This window comes from Clostridium sp. Marseille-P3244, assembly GCF_900120155.1.
Taxonomy (GTDB): domain Bacteria; phylum Bacillota; class Clostridia; order Lachnospirales; family Lachnospiraceae; genus Mediterraneibacter.
The window spans coordinates 1,725,318-1,743,822 of sequence record NZ_LT635549.1 but is presented as its reverse complement, the minus strand read 5'-3'; the positions used below and the strand labels follow the sequence as shown (position 1 = coordinate 1,743,822).

The window sequence follows — 18,505 nt, the reverse complement described above, 5'->3', positions numbered from 1 at the left end:
CTACTCGCCTTCCAGACGGATCCTTCTTGAGATGCCCAGAGCGATCCCCATCTCCGCCAGAAGGAACACGATGGCAGTACCTCCATAGCTGATAAAAGGAAGCGTAATCCCTGTCGTCGGCAGAAGACCTGTAACCACTCCGATATTCAGAATAACCTGAAGAGCAATATGGGCAAAAATTCCGGAAGCGATCAGAGAGCCATAAAGATCCGGAGCATTTTTTGCGATAAACATAAGCCGATACAGAAGGATGCCAAAAAGCACAAGAATGATGATCGCGCCGAATACTCCCAGTTCCTCACAGATCACTACAAGGATCATATCGTTTTGTGCCTCCGGGATCACTCCCAGTTTCTGTGTGCTGTTTCCCAGGCCCTTACCGAAAAAGCCGCCGCTTCCGATCGCATAGAGGCCCTGCATAACCTGAAAACTCCCTGTATCCGCAGTAGCCTCCGGGTTCAGCCATGACAGGATCCTCTGCAGTCTGAAGTTATCACTGTTGGCCGCCGTGACAGAAAGAATGGCAATCCCCACTGCGGCCACCGCCGCTCCGATCCCGATGATCATTAAGAAAGGTTTCGTCTTGGGATGGATAACAAAAATCAGGATACAGGTAATTGCCATAACGATGATCGCGGTGCTGAGATTGTCTGTCAGAAAAAGCACCCCTCCGGACGCAACCGCCCCAAATACCAGCACCCGGATGATTCCTTCCATCGTATAAGCTTTTCTCCCCAGGCGGCACAGCTCATAAGAAATAAAGAGAATGACCGCGATCTTCGTGATCTCCGCAGGCTGGAGGGTCAGGTTCCCCGGGAGCTGGATCCATCTCCTGGCACCATTCAAAGTAAGTCCCAGAGGCGTCTTTACCAGCGCCATCATGATCATGGAAAAAATATAGATCTCCAGCGCGAAAGCCCCGTACAGATGATAATCGATCTTTGAGACGATAAACATGGCTATAAAGCCCAGCACACCGATGAGCGCCTGCTTGGAGAAATAGTACATATCATTTCCAAAATCCACCTGCGCTTCGTATGCGCTGGTGCTGTAAAGCATAACGAGCCCGAAGCACATCAGAAAAATGATCACCAACAGCAGATCAAAGTCGAAATACTGTTCTCTCGCCGCAGCGCGGCCTCTCCCGGCCAATAGAGCCGTAAGTCCGCTCCTTTTTCCTGCCTTTGCATGATGTTGCCGTTTTCCTGCTCCCTTCTCTGATGTGGGTCTCGGAGTTCTAAGCACCTGACGTCTCCGGTCGATCACCTTCTGATATCCGGCATACGCCGGACGCACACGCACAGGCCTCATTGGCACAGTATCTGTGGAAACACCTGATCTTCTCTGTCCCGCCGGGCGCAAAGGCTGCGTATCATCCATACTGTGTATGCTCTTTTTTCTGCTCTGTCTCTCTTCTGATTCCCGCCGTCTGATCGGCCGGACAGTCCTGCTTCTCATATCATCACCTATCTTGCATTCATAGACGGATGTATCGGTTTCCCGTGCTCAAAGAATCTGTCATACCAGACGAGGAAGATATAGACGGTCCAGATCTTCCGGCTGTCATCTGTCTTTTCGTTGGTATTTTTTCCATCCCTGTGATCTTCCAGCATTTTCAAAAGGATATCCGTATTAAAAAATTTCTTGGCAGCTGAAGAAGCAAACATCGCACGAACTCTGTTGTAATATTTTTCCTCTCTGAGCCACACCCTGATCGGGATCGGGAAGCCCAGTTTCTTCTTCTCTGCTGTCTTGCTCCGGATACTTCTCTCCGCCGCGGCACGGAGCGCCACTTTGGTCTTCGGCGGCCGCACCTTATAGTCAAGGGGAAGGCTCTCTGCCAGCTCCAGGACCTTTTTGTCCAGGAAGGGAACACGGACCTCGAGAGAATTAGCCATCCCCATTTTGTCACCCTTCATCAGAATATCATGGACCAGCCACAGATGAAGATCCACATACTGCATTTTTGTGACCGGATCCTTATCCCGGACTCGATCGTACAAAGGTCGTGTCACTTTCTGTATGCCGGGCCTGCATCCGTTCTTCAGGATCTTGTTTGCCTCCCGTTCTGTAAAAATATTAGTGGCATTGGCAAAATACCGCTCTTCCAGTGTTTTCCCATGACGCATCAGGAACCCTCTCCCCTTCATTCCATGGGGCATGCAGTATTCAGCGAATTTCCCCAGCATACGCCGGATCCCAAACGGGATCTTGTTAAAAGCCGTGTGTTCCAATGGTTCACAGTAGATATTATAGCCGCCGAACAGCTCGTCCGATCCCTCGCCGGACAGGACCACTTTCACCTTTTTAGCGGCCTCCTCACTCAAGAAATACAACGCGATTGCCGCAGGATCTGCCACCGGCTCATCCATATAGTACTGAATATCTGACAGCTTATCCCAGTATTCGTCCGGAGTGATCACCTTCGCGTCATTCTTCATGTTGATACTGGCCGCAAACTCCTTTGCGTCCTGGATCTCACTGTACTGCCCCTCATGAAAACCTACCGTAAACGTACGGTCCACCTGACCGAGATAAGTCAGGTAGCTGGAGTCCACGCCGCTGGACAGATAGGATGCCACTTCCACATCACTGATCTTGTGCTTTTCCACAGACTCTTTCATGACGGCTTCTACTTCATCCACAACTTCCTCGAAAGACTTCTCGCTGTCTCCTCTAAAATCAGGCTCAAAGTACCGGGTGATCTTCATCTCCCCGTTGTCATAGACAAAATAATGCCCGGGCTGAAGGCAGAACACCCCTTTAAAAAATGTTTCATTTGTGGGCACGAACTGGAAAGACAGATAGTTCCCGAGCGCGTCCTCATTAAAGATCTTGTCAAATTTCGGATGTTCCATAAAAGCCTTGATCTCCGACGCAAACAGTAGTGTTCCGTTCATATGCGCATAGTAGAGCGGTTTGATCCCAAATATGTCCCTTGCGCCAAAAAGCCGTTTCTTTTTGATATCCCAGATAACGAACGCATACATTCCCCGGAGCCTGTCCACCAGATTTTCTCCCCACTCTTCATATCCATGGATCAGCGTTTCCGAATCTGTGTTTGATACAAACGTATGCCCCGCTTCCGCCAGTTCCCCGCGGAGTTCCTGATAATTGTAGATCTCCCCGTTAAATACAAGGACCATGCTCCGATCCTCATTATAAAGAGGCTGGTCTCCGACAGAAGAAAGATCAATAATGCTCAGCCTTCTGAATCCAAGGGCCGCGTCATCATCCACATACTTTCCCTCACTGTCCGGTCCTCTGTGTATAATCGTGTTCATCATATTGACCAGCACCTGTTCTCTGTCTTCTACTTCACCGATGAATCCTGCGAATCCGCACATAGTACAATCTCCTTGCTCATAATAGATAAGGAACCAGTTCCCGGCAAAACCCTCTTTACCCGATCTGATCCCTTATACTTAATATCATGCCCATAATCCATATTATTATCTGTTGATCGGGGTGACAGGATTCGAACCTGCGACCTCACGGCCCCCAGCCGTGCGCTCTAACCAAACTGAGCCACACCCCGCCGACTAATACATTATATATAATTTACTGTGAATTGTAAAGGAAATTTTTTTCGCACATCTCATAATGAAAACCATAATATAATATTGAGTTATGACCTATGAAAGGAGACGCCGAAAATGGCAAACTGTCAGAACAATATGCGCTATATGCGCCGTCCTGTGCAGGGCATGCCTTCTGCTGCTGCCCGTCCCCGCAGAATGGACGGCTGCCCTGACACCCATGATTTTTTCCCGGAAGGAACTGCCATCGCCATGGCCTATGTCCCGTGGCAAAAATGGCAGGATATTTATGAACCATGTAAAGCTCTGGAATGTGGAACTATTTTTCAGGAACTCGACAAACCGTTCCTGGGGAGAGGGGGAAGGCACAGATGAACAATCACACAATGAACCGGCGGCAGCTGATGAATCATATCAATCAGGTCAGCTTCGCGGTAGATGAAGTCAAATTGTATCTCGATACCCATCCCTGTGACCAGGAGGCACTGGTATATTTCCAGGAAATGAGCCGCAAACGCAACCATGCTCTGAAAGAATACGCGGCGGCCTACGGTCCGCTTACCATCGATACAGCGGATCAGTCCTGCACCGAGCGCTGGAACTGGATCAATGAGCCATGGCCATGGCAGGAAGGAGGGTGCTGATCTATGTGGAATTATGAAAAAAGACTGCAGTATCCGGTAAAAATCACACAGACAAATCCGAAGATCGCCCAGATCATTATCACTCAGTTTGGGGGGCCGGACGGAGAGCTTGCCGCTTCCATGCGGTATCTTTCACAGAGATATACAATGCCGTACAAAGAAGTAACAGGGACACTCACGGACATAGGTACAGAAGAACTTGCCCACATGGAGATGATCTGCGCCATCGTTTATCAGCTCACGAAAGACCTGACACCCGAGGAGATCGAGCGTTCCGGCTTTGACAAATATTATGTGGACCACACTCTCGCTCTCTGGCCTCAGGCCGCCAGCGGCATGCCCTGGACAGCCACAGTGTTCCAGTCGAAAGGCGATCCCATCACAGATCTGAACGAAGATCTGGCCGCCGAACAAAAGGCAAGGACCACATATGACAATATCCTGCGTCTTGTGAAAGATCCGGAAGTAGCCGATCCCATCCGTTTCTTAAGACAGCGTGAGATCGTACACTACCAGCGGTTTGGTGAGAGTCTGCGCATCGTGCAGGACAAACTGGACAGCAGGAACTTCTACGCGTTCAATCCGGAATTTGACAAATAATGATGTGAGCCATTTTATAGATCACAAAAAGGCAGGCTGCCCACTTACGTGAACAGTCTGCCTCATTCTGCCTGACTTTCCGGCTCTTTATCTTCGGCCTGTTCTCCTTTTATCCCAGAGTCACATCTACTGTGTTTTCTTCATATTCCCCGTTAGTCTGCGGGATCTGTATGGTAAGCGACACCGTATCTCCCTTCGCGTAATACTCCAACTGTCCCTGCAGAGCTTCCATGCTGTCCACAGAGCTTCCATTGATTGCCGTAATAATGCATCCTTTTGTCATTCCCGCTCTGTCCGCTCCGCCGCCTGATGTAACCTCTGTCACATAAACACCTGCCGGCATATCGATCTGCTGTGAAAACGCGTCTGAAACACTGATTCCTGTGATCCCGATCATGCCGCGGTCAGCCTCATCAACTTTGGTCTTTGTTTCCTGATTCATCAGATTCTGGATCAGATCAGCCACATCACTGATGGGAATAGCATATCCGATACCTTCCACGCTTTCGCCGATCAGTTTCGCAGAGTTGATCCCAATCACTTCGCCATTGACATTGACCAGAGGTCCGCCACTGTTGCCTCCGTTGATCGCCGCGTCTGTCTGGATCAGTTTAACACTGTTCTCTGTCATCTCTCCTGTCTGACTGTCGGTCGTCGCAACGGAACGGTCCAGAGCGCTGATTACACCGACTGTCACAGACTGTCCATAACCGAGGGCATTTCCAATAGCAATGGCAGGCTCTCCCACTTTCAGCTGAGTGGAATCTCCCAGAGTCGCTACTGATACAGCATTCAATGTGTCATCTGATATTGAATCCAGCGGCACCGCGATAACAGCAATATCATAGGCAGAATCTGTTCCTTTTATATTCGCGTCCACGCTGGTCTCATCCGTAAAGGTAACTGTAAGCGTCTCGCTTCCTTCCACGACATGATTATTTGTCACGATCAGAAGCTCCGAATCATTTTTCCCGATAATAATGCCCGTACCTGCTCCTTCGCTCTGTCTCTGGTATGTGCCGCCAAAGAAGCTCTGAACTTCCTCGACAGACATGTTTGTAATTGAAACAATAGAGGGCATTACCTTGTCTACTACCTCAGACACATCCGAAGTAACAACGCTGGAAGATTTGGACAACGCGGTTCCGTTGCTCACTTTGTCGGAAGAAGCGGAAGTACTTTCATTTGAGCTGTTCAATCCCAGTATCCTGCTTCCTATAATGTTGGATGTCAGGAAAACCCCGCTTGAAACAATACCGAACAAGATCGCGAGCCCTGTCACCGCCACTGCTTTGGGGATGCCTTTATGTCCCTTTTTTTCTTTTTTCGGCGGATTTTGCTCAGGCCGGGGCCCTGGCTGTCCGCCACTATAATAATTCCCGTCAGGATTATAATAATTATATTGATTATCCATATGATTACCCGCTTTCTATTTATTTCTTTTTACGATCTTATCATAGCTTTCCTTTGTGATAAAATTGTGTTTAATCCATTAACAATCATTGAAAAAGAGGCAGGTCCCCGGTGATATCCTTTCATATCCTCCGGCATTCCTGCCTCTGCCTTACCGTTTTACAGATCTACAAAATTAATATCAAAATCATCATCTCCGGAAGAGTCTTTCTTCTTTTCCTTTCGGGAACTCATTTTCCTGTCTGCCGGCTCATCATCGTAATCATCCTCGTCGTCGATATCCTCATCATAATCGTCGTCATCATAATCATCATAATCGTCATCATCGTATTCGTCGTCATCATAACCGGTGTCTTCATAATCGTCATCACTGTATTCGTCATCTTCATATAAGTCTTTCTCATCTGACTGTGATGATCTTCCGCCGGATTCCTTTGAGTCTTCTTCGTCGTCAAACGGAATATCATATTCATCATACAGGTCATCCAGTTCCTGATTCCGGTGTACAAGCTTAACCGCGAACACAATCATAAAGATCAGCAGGAGAAGAAATACTGCCACTGTCGCGACCAGGACAAGCATCATGTGACTGCTGATATAGCTGCCCAGTCTGTCCAGAAATGTGGGCTCTGCTGTATCTTCTTCTGTCTGTTCCGGTGCTTCGAAATATTGATACGTCCCGTCTTCCGTATCATACTGATAGAGTCCTTCGGAACCGGTCCTCGTATTCAACGCATAAATGAAATAATACCGGCTGTTTTCCGGATCGCTCCAGCCTTTATAGGCCCTGCCTTCGCCATTGAGGCTGATATCAATATCCACTTCCTGATAATTGTCCGGCATTGTAGTAATTTCTGTACCGTCCAACGGTATAATAGAGGTCGTATCAGAAATATTGAGTTCCATATAGGGAAGAAATGTGGCGTTCTCCGTATCAAAGAGGAAGAAACTTCCCGCGCCTGAATCATCTACCAGATATCCAAGATAGACTTCCGCTTCATTTACAACAAATTTCCTCTCCTCGCCATGAAACGTCATTGTTGTCTCAGTATAACCTTCCGGAATATCAGCCGTTGTAAATGCTTCAGAAAAATTATAATCTGTGCCATCTACCGAGACCACAATATCTGTAGCTGAAGATGTTGTTCCGGAAGTTGCAGTCGGCTCCACACTCGTGGTCCCATCATCCGCCGCGGCGATAGAAATTGCTGAAGATCCCTGCTCCAGGTTCAGCGTTTCGCCGGATGAAAGCGCGGCCGAACTGCTGCTTACTGACAGTGATGTATCCGTCGCCGTCAAGGCCCGGAAAGTCATAGTGGCACGCAGTTCTGAACTGCTGCCTGTACCTGAATATGTCAGTGTCCCGCTGCCGTCAGCAGTAAATCCGTCTCCACTGACAAATTCCAGGGCTGAAGTGTCATACGCCATCGTCACACTTACATTTCCTACTGTGCTCCCGTCACTGCTCTGCACCACCAGGTCAATACTTACATTTTCTCCTACCTTTGTAGAAGGATCCGAAAACATGAGTACACCGTCCGCCGCAAACACGACTGTTCCCAGCATCGGGACCATAAGACATACCGCCAGGATCATTCCGGCCAGTTTCTTTAATAATCTTTTCATCTAAATACCTCGCCTGTTTTTATTACTTGCCTCAGCCGCTTCTAAAAAGCCGGCCTATTAACTAGCTTTATCCATTGATACTCTGAATGTGGACTTTTATGTCCCGGTCTGTTCTCCTGTTCCTGGATCTGTACCGGGATCCGTTCCGCTTCCCGGATCCCCGCCCGGATCGGGTGTAGTTTCAGGGGGAACCGTCGGTTCCGCTGGTGGCGTCGATTCCGGAGTCTCACCAGTATCCGTTCCCGGATCTACATAGATTTCATCATAAGTGGTGCCTGCGCCGGAATCATCATAGCTTCCGTCATCCACGCTTCCGTCATCATAGGTCTCTTCTGAGGAAGACTGTGTCGTATTTGCGGTATAAGTAATATTACTGCTCACAGTCTGTACCGTTGAAGAAGGTGTGTATCCTGTTGTACCGAACAGGAACTCATGAAGCTTTGTCACATTAGATACAAGATCATCAGGAACCACAACACTTCCGATCTCAGAAAGCATGTCTGTATAATTATCCTGAGGGAATCCCATATTACCTACCAGAGTGTATTCACTGTAAGCGGAGGCATAGTTCAAAATCTCCGTTAGTGTAAAGCTTGTGGATACTTGTGGAAATACTCTGTCGATAATAGCATTAAGCGTTTTCAGGTCAGCCTGTTTTGCCTTTTCAAACATCTTTTCAATCACAAGCCTCTGCCGTTCTGTCCGCGTAAAATCTCCACCGGCTGTCGAGCGGATACGCGCATAGGTGGTCGCCTGTGTTCCGTCAAGCAGCTGCAGTCCCGCACTTTCAAGAAGTTTCGGCGTTTTTACCGCCGACTTGGCCGTCTCCGGAATATAATTATTGATATATGGGAGCTCTTCTTCTGTCACCTCGATCTCTACACCGCCGAGCAGATCAATAGTATCCGCTATCGCGCCGAAATCAACGGTAACGTAATCTTCAATATCAAGATCCAGATTCATATTCAGCATATTGATAGCCATCACCGGTCCGCCGTAACTATATGCGGCATTACACTTCTGATAAGTTCCCTCGGACAGATCCAGAAGAGTGTCCCGGTATACCGAGACCATCTTGATCTCCTTTGTCTCGTTATTCAGGCTCGCGACAATGATACAGTCTGTCCGGTTTCCTTCTCCCAGATTTCCGTCACGGGAATCTACGCCGAACAGCGCCACATTTGTATATCCCTCTCCAAGATCCACTTCTTTATTTTTCTTTACTTCTTCGTTGATGATAAGATCTTCTGCCTTAATCTCCTGGGTATCGATCTTGCTCCACTTGGCATATACATAGGCCACTGCGCCGAATATTACACAGAGCAGGACACAACCAAGAATAAGCAGCACTCTCTTCCACATCTTCATCCGTGTAAACCAGTTGCCTCTTTTGGCCCGTGCCCTCCTGCGTCCTCGCCTTCTTTTGTTTTTTGACATTTTTTCCACCTATAATTAAAATAAAGATTTCTTTTCTACTCTGTATCTTATTTATGGTACAATAAAGTACGACAGGATTCAAGAGATTTTTACGTATTTTTGTCTTATATAATTGACTATTATTTCCAAGATCTGATAAATTTTATATACAAAAAATGAAATAATCAATGCTATCCCAAAAGAACACATGACCATAATGGGTAAATAATCAATCCTCCGTACCGCTTCAGTAACATGTTCTATCAGTATCGGGTATATAAGTCTGTCAGAAATATTTGAAGCAAGATATATCCCCAGGGATAATTCCGATATGATCTGAATTCCTTCTGTTATTATATTAGGACAATTTTTTAAAGGAACCGCAGATAATATTCTGAAAAGCAGCACAGAAATTATTACTGTCTGAATCCCCTGATAATTATTGACTGCGATCCAGTCAAATGTGCCATCGTAACTTCTGTAATAGTTAAAAATCCCAAACAGAACGATCAGACCAACAAGGATAATGCTTTCACAAGGAAGTTCATAAAAACCTATATTGAGACAAAAATGCACTGATATTACAAAAAGGACAGCAATACATCTGATCAGATCTAAATTAATATTTCTTTGTTTCACACTATTTTTTCCACCTCACAATGTCTCCAATATCACTCTTTTGTCCATACAGAGATCAAGAATATACAAAATGAAAAAATTTATTTTTCTCCGTCACCAGTCCGGGCAAACACAAAAAATCTTTGTCCCAGGTAATTCAACCCCACAAATATACACATTCCCAACAGCATCGCCACATTTTCCTGGATCCTTACAGCTGCTCCTGAGAACACCCACCTGATGAAAGGTTTTGCCGCCCCATACGCGATCAGATAACACAGGGAAATATTCGCTATAAACTTTACGATCATGGCAAACGATCTGGTCCTGTTCTGGAATGTAAAATATTTATTTAAAAAATAGCTTACAATGCTTCCGACAACATAATTACCTGCGCTGGATACCCAGTAATTACATCCAACGACATTATACAAAAGAAACATTGTCCCTGTTCCGACGATCGTATTGATCACCCCTACGACCAGAAAACGGATCATTGTTTTATCAATAAAGTCTTTTAATCTGCGTCTTCCCATTGTTCTGAATCCTTATATTGTTATACTCAGAAAACTTCCTTTGCGTTATGACGGATCTCATATGGGAAGGAATAGATATAATCGCTCAGTTCTGAAGCGATGACTTCGCTTTCCTCCCGATAAGCGTCATTCTGCAGGAACAGCTGCGTATTGTTGATGGACCGTTCTGGTACAAACATCTCCTTTTTCCTCGTATGAGTCTTCTGGTCCCATCCCAGAGAGTCGAAAATCCGGCCCACAGTTTCCTCGTAGTTATAGATCAGATCCTCAAATCTGACCCTGTGTACATGTGGATTATCCGTAGGTTTTTCCATCCGCCGGATCCTTCCGTAATAATCACAGAATTTTCTGACATCCGTCGGATACGGAACTGTGGCATCCTGTTTTGCCCAGAAATATTTATTGCTGATAAATACATCTCTGGGGTCCCGCTCGACAACAAAAACTTCCGCGTCATCTTTGAAATAGTTCTCCATGCGGTAAAGATTAAACGGAAGCAGGAGCTGATCCAGGACAATCGATTCTTTTCCCAGCCCCAGCATATCCATCAGCCGATAGATGTACTGCTGTGTCACCTCATAAAATCTGTCTGCCGTGATAAATGACAGCCACATCGGCGAATACGACAGGACCTTAGAAAGATTGACCTTGCCGCCTGTCAGGATCCTCACGATCCGTTTTACGATCAGCCTGGGAACCATCTTCCAAGTGACATTTTCCTGATAATACCAGTAAAAATCAGGCACAAATTCAATCAGTTCATTGATATACTCCTGGGTAACCTTCCAGAAATCGGGACCAACGTTGACATTATAATGGCCCACCCACCAGTATTTCTTGTCATACAGCTGTTTCATCGTAGCTGCAAAAGAATGGAGCGCCTCATCACTCCTTACTGCATTATTCCCCGTCAGAAGTTTATCTTCCAGATCAAAAATCCCATTGGGACAATGCATAAAAACGTATTCAAAAGTACCTCTGCTCGCATTGACTCCGTCAATCTCACTGAACAGATCCGTGATGGCGGAAGAACCTGATCCCATATATCCTGTCGGAATGATAATTTTTTTCTTATTTTCCATATTTTTCCCTCTGATCTGTTTTAAAGTATATTGATCCATTTTTGTATGACAGCCTCTTCAGTAAACTGCTTTGACATATATTTTGACTGTTCGGACATTCTTTCATTCTTCTCTTTGTCATGCATCAGCGCTGTCATGCTTTCTATAAATTTTTTCTCGTCGCCATCAGGTATGAGATAACCGTTCTCATCATTTCTGATCACCGCCCGGGGTCCCATCCTCACATCATACGCAATGATGGGAAGTCCGGCATGCATTGCCTCCAGCAGCACAAAACCAAATGCTTCTGTCCTGGAAGTCATGGCATAGATTCTTGACTTTCCCATCTCTGTCATCACGTTATCATGGTCCATCGGACCGGCCAGGACCACGCTTTCTTCTACTCCCAGTTCCCGGATCCGTTCTTTAAGACTGTCTCTCTGTTCTCCGTCGCCTATAATCTTCAAAATCCAGTCCTGTTTCTCCGGAATCTGTGCCCACAGATCTATAAGCCTTAGAAAGCCCTTTTCCTCATGCAGCCTCCCCACAGCGACCACCTGATCTTCTCTGTCCTTCTTTGCATATTCTTTCATCTCCGGCAGAAAATGCGGAATAGCCAGAAGCTTCGTATGGTGATTGTCTGCCATGATCTTCTCCAGCTCTTCTTTCATCTCCTCAGTCAGTAAAACAAAAAAATCAATATTGGTAAAATGAGATCTGAAATCTTTCAGCAGCTTTTCTGAAAATTCATGGTCATGGTGCAGCTGCGCAATCTTTTTGACGCCTTTCTGTCCATATTTCGACAGCAGAACAGAATGTTCATTCCTGGTGGAGATGATCGTCCCGGTGCGGATCGACCGGATTGCCTTTTTCATTTTGCTCTTTTTCAGATAAAGCACCCGGCAGGCCCTGAAGCCTTCTCTCAGGATTCGGACAATATTCTTTCTTTTTAATGCCTGAAGAAATGCTTCCCTGTTGGGCTTTACATCCGTCAGATAGATAACCCGTACCCGGGGATCCAGGTCATATGCCGGCTGTCCCAGATCATACAGACAGAGGATCTCCACATCATATTCCCGTTCCACCAGCGCATTTGCCAGCAGAGTGATCGCCATCTCCACGCCTCCGTGCCGCAGGTGCAGACACGTGATATATATTTTCTTATTTTTATTATCCATCAAACTTCCCCGTTTGCTGAAAACCTTTCTATGATAGCATCCGCAATACGCCGGCTGGCCTCCCCGTCTCCATAAGGATTTGAGGCATGGCTCATTTCTCTGTACATATGCTCATTTACAAGCAGTTCTTTTGTCATACGGTAGATCGTCTCTTCCTCTGTTCCTGCCAGTTTTAATGTACCTGCCTCGATACCTTCCGGGCGCTCCGTGGTATCTCTCAGCACAAGAACCGGCTTTCCCAGAGACGGAGCTTCTTCCTGGATTCCTCCACTGTCCGTCAGGATCAGATAAGATCTGTTCTGGAAATTATGGAAATCCACCACCTCCAGCGGTTCGATCAGACGGATCCTGTCACAGTCACCTAATACTTCCCCCGCGATCTTCCTCACCACCGGATTCAGATGGATCGGATAAACTACCTTGACATCTTCAAATTCATCCACAATCCTCTTGATGGCCCGAAAGATGTGATACATGGGCTCCCCAAGGTTTTCTCTCCTGTGTGCGGTGAGCAGGATCAGCCTGCTCCCCTCTGCCCACTTTAAGACCTCGTGGTCATACTCGTCACAGACCGTATGCTTCATGGCATCAATGGCCGTGTTTCCTGTAATATAAATATTTTTCTCATCTTTTCCTTCCCTGCGAAGATTTTCGGCACTTTTTTCTGTCGGCGCAAAATGCATGTCCGCCAGCACTCCCACCATCTGCCGGTTCATCTCCTCCGGGTACGGGGAATACTTATTATATGTCCTCAGGCCTGCCTCCACATGCCCTACCGCCGTCTGCGCATAAAAGGCTGCAAGCGCTCCGGCGAATGTTGTGGAGGTATCCCCATGGACAAGGACGATATCCGGCTTTTCTTTCCGGATCACTTCTTCCAGGCCACACAGAGCTCTTGTTGTAATCTCTGAGAGGGTCTGGCCCTGCTGCATGATATCCAGATCATAATCCGGCCGGATTTCAAATGCGTTCAGCACCTGATCCAGCATCTGTCTGTGCTGGGCCGTCACACACACGATCGTCTCGATTTCTTTTCTCCCTTTTAGTTCTTTTACAAGGGGCGCCATTTTAATCGCCTCCGGACGGGTGCCGAATACTGTCATTACTTTGATCATTTGTCTTTCTACCTCCGCTTTATTCTGATCGTAATAATCTCGAATAGAAATTTTATATTGCTCCTGCAGAATCTCCCGATCCGCTTCGGTTCTGTAGTGATCCTGTAAAGCCATTCCAGATTCAGTTTTATAAAGATCTTGGGCGCCCGTTTCTTCGTACCGCTGAGCACATCAAAAGAGCCTCCCACCCCCACAAATATTCCTTTCTTGAATCTGTCAAAATATTTCCCGATCAGCAGTTCCTGATAAGGAATACCCAGAGCGACCAGAACGATATCCGGCTGCTTCTCCAGGATATCTTCGAAGACCTTGTCCCTGTCCCTGACATATCCGTCCTGCGCGCCTGCAATGACCGCCCGGGGATATTCTTCTCTGATCTTCTTCACCAGCTTATGCAGGACTTCCTTCTTTGCTCCAAAAAGATAGATGCTCTTTTCATATTGATCTGCCAGCGAAAAAAGTGTTCTGGCGATCTCCACACCTGTGACACGGCCCGCTATCTTTTTCCCCAGAAGATGTCCCGCTTTTACCACTCCAATACCGTCCGGCACGATCGTAACATCCTTTCTTTTCAGAATGTTGTCAAACTCCGGATCTGACCTGCCGATCATCAGAGTTTCCGGATTTGCTGTTATGATAAATTTCTTACTTGCATTCTGTACATACCCATCCAGATCTCTGTCGAAACACTCACTGCCTTTTGTGTATATTTTGTTGAAATATGCGATCATGATCTTCCCCTTCATCCTGCTCAGAAAAAATAGTAGAAATCTATATGTCCTTCATATAAACATCTACTATTTCATTTCCGGCCTTCTATTTTTCTTTTTCAAATCCTTCCGTACTTTCTTTCATAAACATGATTTTTACCGTCATAAAAATCAGTCTGATATCAAGACGCAGCGAATAATTCTGTATATACATCAGATCCAGCTTCAGTTTATCATAAGCGGTCGTGTTATATTTGCCATAGATCTGGGCGTAACCTGTCAGGCCGCCTTTAACTTTCAGCCTGTATTTAAATTCCGGAATATCCTCCGTATATGCCTGTACATGCTCCACCCGCTCCGGTCTCGGCCCTACGATGCTCATATTTCCCTGCAGGATATCGATCATCTGCGGGAGCTCATCAATACGTGTCTGCCGGATGATCTTTCCGACCGGCGTGATCCGCGGATCATTATCCGTTGCCGGAATAACCTGTCCGCCTTTTTCAGCGTCTACGATCATACTGCGGAATTTATGGATCCTGAATACCTTTCCGCCAATCGTGCATCTGTCCTGCCGGAACATAACCGGCCCCCCGTCATAAAGCTTTATGGCAAGGGCAACGATAAGCATGATCGGAGATGTAACTATAAGAACAATGGAAGAAACTACAATATCCATAACCCTTTTTACTACCTTCTGCTCGAAAGACAGCCCGGTGTTCCTCATCAGGAAAAGAGGCGAATCAAACAGATGAATATCATCCGCGCTCTTGATCAATATATCTGAAATCTTTGGAGTTGTATATACTCTGACAGATTCTGCATAACATAGTTTCAGAAGCCTGTTCCGCTTCTCGGAATGTACGTCGTAGATCAGGATCGCATCATAGGATGTAATAATCTTCTTTAACTCCTCTTCTGAAAGCCCGTGAATACACAAGGTATCTTTTAACCGGTACCGGTCATCACGTACATTCATTTTCCGCAAAAAACTGTCCGGTTCATAATCTTCGTACAGAAGAAGCATCTCTCTAGGAGGAAACAGTTTTTTAAAAATAAATGAAATCGCATTGGTCAGAATGACGATTACCATTATATCGATAAGCGTCATGTAAAAAATGGGTACGATAGAGACAAATTTTGCCGCCAGAAGCACAATTTCCAGATAAGCCATCACATTGGCACAGATTACCGCAAGCACCTGGGACAGTATAATACTGGAACATTTCAGATATCCGAATTTCAGACCTCCGTAAATATACATGAACAGAATCACAAAAATCATATATACAGCCGCTATCATCCAGTGACCTTTGTAGTAAAACGGGAACACCACTCTTATATTGTAATAACCTCTCCATATAGCCAGAAAGATCAATACCGTACAGATAATCACGATAAGAGCCGCAACAGCCCTTATAATCCTCTTGTATTGTTCCAGATTCTTATTTCTATCCATAAATGGTACCTCATGATTTTCATCACTTTTTAAACAATAGGTGTATTATATCAAATTTTGTAAAATAATACAACTGCCCGGGTATTTCCTATTGTCCTGTCATCTATTTTGTCCCCATGTATGTTATTTCATCAAACTTTTTATATTCAGGAAAATGCGGGTCAGCCCGTACCATTTTCTGCGGTTGCAGTATAGAACGATTCTTCTGTTTCTGGCCAGAGAATTCATATAAGGATTATCATACAAATCCGTGAAAGTATCCAGATACTCCTCCATCCTGCTAAGAACCGGCCTTCCTCTTTTTCCTCCCCGGGCCACACGGCCAAGTCCCGCGATCGCGATATGTTCGATCACAAGAAATTCCAGCTCGTTTTTGAATATCGGATAAACTCCCTCCGCCTTATAATAACTGATCAGATCATCAAATGTATCCGCGATGGCAAGATTTTTTTCCAGATTTGGATTATTCATGATCGATCCCTTTCTCTGGACATAATAAACCAGGGACTCGTCAACATAGGAGATCTTCCGCGCTCTCAGATAGATTTTGGGGATAAGACGCATGTCCTCGTACCATTCCCGGCTTATAAACTCCAGACCGTCAAAAAGCTCTTTTTTATACAGCTTTCCCCACGCGCTGACACGATTGAACAAAAGCTCATGCTCATCATATATCGTAGTAGGATTCTTCCTGTAAATATTTTTGTATGCCAGAATAATCCTGCCGTCTTCCCTGACATCATAATTATTACAGATTACAATATCACTTCCGTCCTTTTTTGCCCTGTCGGTCAATTTCTCTATGCAGTCCGGCGATATATAATCATCACTGTCCAGGAAAAAAATATAGTCTCCCTCTGCCTTGCTGATGCCATAATTCCGCGCGCCTCCAAGACCGCGGTTTTCTATGGAATAGCAGCAAAAATGGGGATTCCTTCCAACATAATCCTCAATGATCTTTAAACACCCGTCTGTACTGCCGTCATTTACAATAATGACCTCCAGATCTTTATATGTCTGCTTTTCCACCGAATCAAGACATTTTACTAAAAATTTTTCGACGTTATACACTGGAATGATTAAACTGACCTTCATTTTTCCTCCCCGGCACTTACTGTCTGCCATTACATTTTTCTTCCTGTCAGCCTTTTCAGATAATTTCCGACTTTATCCATAATGATCAACAGGATCTCATTTCTGGTGATCAGCATTAACAACATATAGAGGCCTCCTCCAACAATGACCTCCAGCCCCAGTTTCACAATGATATTGATCTGGGCCATTGATATCAGCCTTACCGCCCCATACATGACAAGAGATGAAACAATCACCGGGAAATTGGTCTTAATCACCCGGATGGGATCGATCATTTTTCTCAGATTAAAATATGAGATCAGGAATACTGCCGTCTCTGCCGCCAGGGATGAAATACATGCTCCTACAGTACCGAAAAGCGGGATCGTAACAATATTCACGATCACATTTACCACAGCTCCGGTGCTTGTCGCAGCCGCATATACTTTCTCTTTTCCCATTGGGATCAGCATCTGTACTCCCAATATACTGTTCAGGGACATTGTCAGGATCAAAACGCTTAAAATTTTTAAAATCGGAACCACATCCAGATATTCTTCTCCTAAAAACAGGGGAATAAAATCATCTGCTACCCCGATCACCCCAAACATTGCCGGCCAGGCCAGAAACATCGTAAAATTGATGGATTTCTGTATGTACTGCCGGATCCCTTCTTCATCATTGGCCATGGTCAGGTTCGCCACTCTGGCCATCATTACATACCCCAGAGACTGCAGAATGGCTGTTATCATCCGGATCAGCCTCTGCGCCTGATCGTAGATTCCTACGTTGTCTGTATGGGTCATCCAGCCAAGCATGCTTCGGTCCAGCAGGGCATACACATAGTTCATTACCTGAGGAATGAACAGAAGTATACTTCCTTTCACATGAGAAAGCGGATGCAGTCTGCCGTGGATTTTCAGTCTGACATACTGCGGAAGATAATACAGCATCAGAATGTTGCCCAGCAGGCTGCTGGCCACGATCAGAAATACATACTTTGACAGGTCTTCCGGGCTTCTGATCATTGTGAATAAAGCAACTACAAAAACAGCTTTTACGACCAGATTTCTGATGGTAACCTTTTTAAAATCTTCCACGCCCTGGTAAAACCAGGATATATCTATCCCGTTTGCCACAATATTTATGATCTGAATCCGATAGATATATGCATACTCGGAACCAATACACAGCACAGGAACATAGACCAGCAGCGTTCCTGCCATCAGGATTAGTTTTAACAAAATAATCTCAATGGTGGTCTGTGCCAGCTGTTCTTCATTTTCTCTGACATATGCCACCTTCCTGATCCCGTACAGTGACGTTCCCAGTGATCCGAAAATAATAAAATAGGTTACGATACTCTCAGTAAAAGAATGGATCCCGTTTGCATGCAGCCCCAGCACTCTTGCGGTATATGGGGTGGTGATGACAGGCAGTATCGTGACAATCACCTGATAAAGCATATTATAAAACAAATTTTCTGCAACCGTTCTCTTCTTCATCTATACTCCAC

Annotated in this window: 17 protein-coding genes and 1 tRNA gene; 3 read left to right on the top strand and 15 right to left on the bottom strand. The window is 45.7% G+C overall.

Features of this window, described 5'->3' with window-relative positions; genetic code table 11:
- From BQ7367_RS10140 to BQ7367_RS10130, 3 genes are all read right to left on the bottom strand, one after another.
- Positions 1-1,458, bottom strand: a complete 1,458-nt coding sequence (locus BQ7367_RS10140; protein WP_083588923.1) for an FtsW/RodA/SpoVE family cell cycle protein — start codon at positions 1,456-1,458, stop codon at positions 1-3.
- A gap of 8 nt (positions 1,459-1,466) precedes the next feature.
- Complete coding sequence (asnB, locus tag BQ7367_RS10135; RefSeq protein WP_072525325.1) at positions 1,467-3,347, bottom strand: asparagine synthase (glutamine-hydrolyzing); 1,881 nt, start codon at positions 3,345-3,347, stop codon at positions 1,467-1,469.
- A gap of 116 nt (positions 3,348-3,463) precedes the next feature.
- Positions 3,464-3,538 (bottom strand) — tRNA-Pro (locus tag BQ7367_RS10130).
- A 118-nt stretch (positions 3,539-3,656) separates the two neighbouring features.
- Here BQ7367_RS10130 and BQ7367_RS10125 point away from each other — a divergent pair.
- The 3 genes from BQ7367_RS10125 to BQ7367_RS10115 are packed head-to-tail and all read left to right on the top strand — an operon-like array spanning position 3,657 to position 4,783.
- Positions 3,657-3,914, top strand: coding sequence for a spore coat associated protein CotJA (locus tag BQ7367_RS10125; RefSeq protein ID WP_072525324.1), 258 nt, complete (start codon positions 3,657-3,659; stop codon positions 3,912-3,914).
- The gene (locus BQ7367_RS10120) at positions 3,911-4,183 is read left to right on the top strand and encodes a spore coat protein CotJB (protein ID WP_072525323.1); all 273 of its coding nucleotides are present in this window, start codon (positions 3,911-3,913) and stop codon (positions 4,181-4,183) included. The genes BQ7367_RS10125 and BQ7367_RS10120 overlap by 4 nt, the downstream gene beginning before the upstream one ends.
- 3 nt (positions 4,184-4,186) lie before the next feature.
- Complete coding sequence (locus tag BQ7367_RS10115; protein ID WP_072525322.1) at positions 4,187-4,783, top strand: manganese catalase family protein; 597 nt, start codon at positions 4,187-4,189, stop codon at positions 4,781-4,783.
- Positions 4,784-4,892: 109 nt separating this feature from the next.
- On the opposite strand, the gene BQ7367_RS10110 is transcribed toward BQ7367_RS10115, so the two are convergent.
- The 12 genes from BQ7367_RS10110 to BQ7367_RS10055 all read right to left on the bottom strand — a co-directional run bounded on the left by BQ7367_RS10110 (position 4,893) and on the right by BQ7367_RS10055 (position 18,494).
- Positions 4,893-6,197, bottom strand: a complete 1,305-nt coding sequence (locus tag BQ7367_RS10110; RefSeq protein WP_072525321.1) for a S1C family serine protease — start codon at positions 6,195-6,197, stop codon at positions 4,893-4,895.
- 158 nt (positions 6,198-6,355) lie between these two features.
- Positions 6,356-7,822 (bottom strand): hypothetical protein, encoded by a 1,467-nt coding sequence (locus tag BQ7367_RS10105; protein ID WP_072525320.1) that lies wholly within the window; start codon positions 7,820-7,822, stop codon positions 6,356-6,358.
- A gap of 96 nt (positions 7,823-7,918) precedes the next feature.
- Positions 7,919-9,259, bottom strand: coding sequence for an LCP family protein (locus BQ7367_RS10100; protein ID WP_072525319.1), 1,341 nt, complete (start codon positions 9,257-9,259; stop codon positions 7,919-7,921).
- 78 nt (positions 9,260-9,337) lie between these two features.
- On the bottom strand, positions 9,338-9,877 hold the full coding sequence (locus BQ7367_RS10095; protein ID WP_072525318.1) for a hypothetical protein: 540 nt from the start codon (positions 9,875-9,877) through the stop codon (positions 9,338-9,340).
- Positions 9,878-9,957: 80 nt separating this feature from the next.
- A complete protein-coding gene (locus BQ7367_RS10090) occupies positions 9,958-10,392 on the bottom strand; it encodes a GtrA family protein (protein WP_072525317.1) in 435 nt (144 codons plus the stop codon).
- Positions 10,393-10,418: 26 nt separating this feature from the next.
- Entirely contained in the window at positions 10,419-11,474 is a 1,056-nt protein-coding gene (locus BQ7367_RS10085; protein ID WP_072526171.1) for a sulfotransferase, read from the bottom strand.
- 20 nt (positions 11,475-11,494) lie between these two features.
- Positions 11,495-12,631, bottom strand: a complete 1,137-nt coding sequence (locus BQ7367_RS10080) for a glycosyltransferase family 4 protein (RefSeq protein ID WP_072525316.1) — start codon at positions 12,629-12,631, stop codon at positions 11,495-11,497.
- The gene (wecB, locus tag BQ7367_RS10075; RefSeq protein WP_072525315.1) at positions 12,631-13,746 is read right to left on the bottom strand and encodes a non-hydrolyzing UDP-N-acetylglucosamine 2-epimerase; all 1,116 of its coding nucleotides are present in this window, start codon (positions 13,744-13,746) and stop codon (positions 12,631-12,633) included. Before wecB ends, BQ7367_RS10080 begins: the two co-directional genes overlap by 1 nt.
- Before the next feature lie 8 nt (positions 13,747-13,754).
- Entirely contained in the window at positions 13,755-14,492 is a 738-nt protein-coding gene (locus BQ7367_RS10070) for a WecB/TagA/CpsF family glycosyltransferase (protein WP_143142984.1), read from the bottom strand.
- 70 nt (positions 14,493-14,562) lie between these two features.
- A complete protein-coding gene (locus tag BQ7367_RS10065; protein ID WP_072525314.1) occupies positions 14,563-15,915 on the bottom strand; it encodes a sugar transferase in 1,353 nt (450 codons plus the stop codon).
- A gap of 123 nt (positions 15,916-16,038) precedes the next feature.
- Positions 16,039-17,040 (bottom strand): glycosyltransferase family 2 protein, encoded by a 1,002-nt coding sequence (locus tag BQ7367_RS10060; RefSeq protein ID WP_072525313.1) that lies wholly within the window; start codon positions 17,038-17,040, stop codon positions 16,039-16,041.
- Entirely contained in the window at positions 17,040-18,494 is a 1,455-nt protein-coding gene (locus tag BQ7367_RS10055; RefSeq protein ID WP_072525312.1) for a flippase, read from the bottom strand. Before BQ7367_RS10055 ends, BQ7367_RS10060 begins: the two co-directional genes overlap by 1 nt.
- Positions 18,495-18,505: the final 11 nt, after the last annotated feature.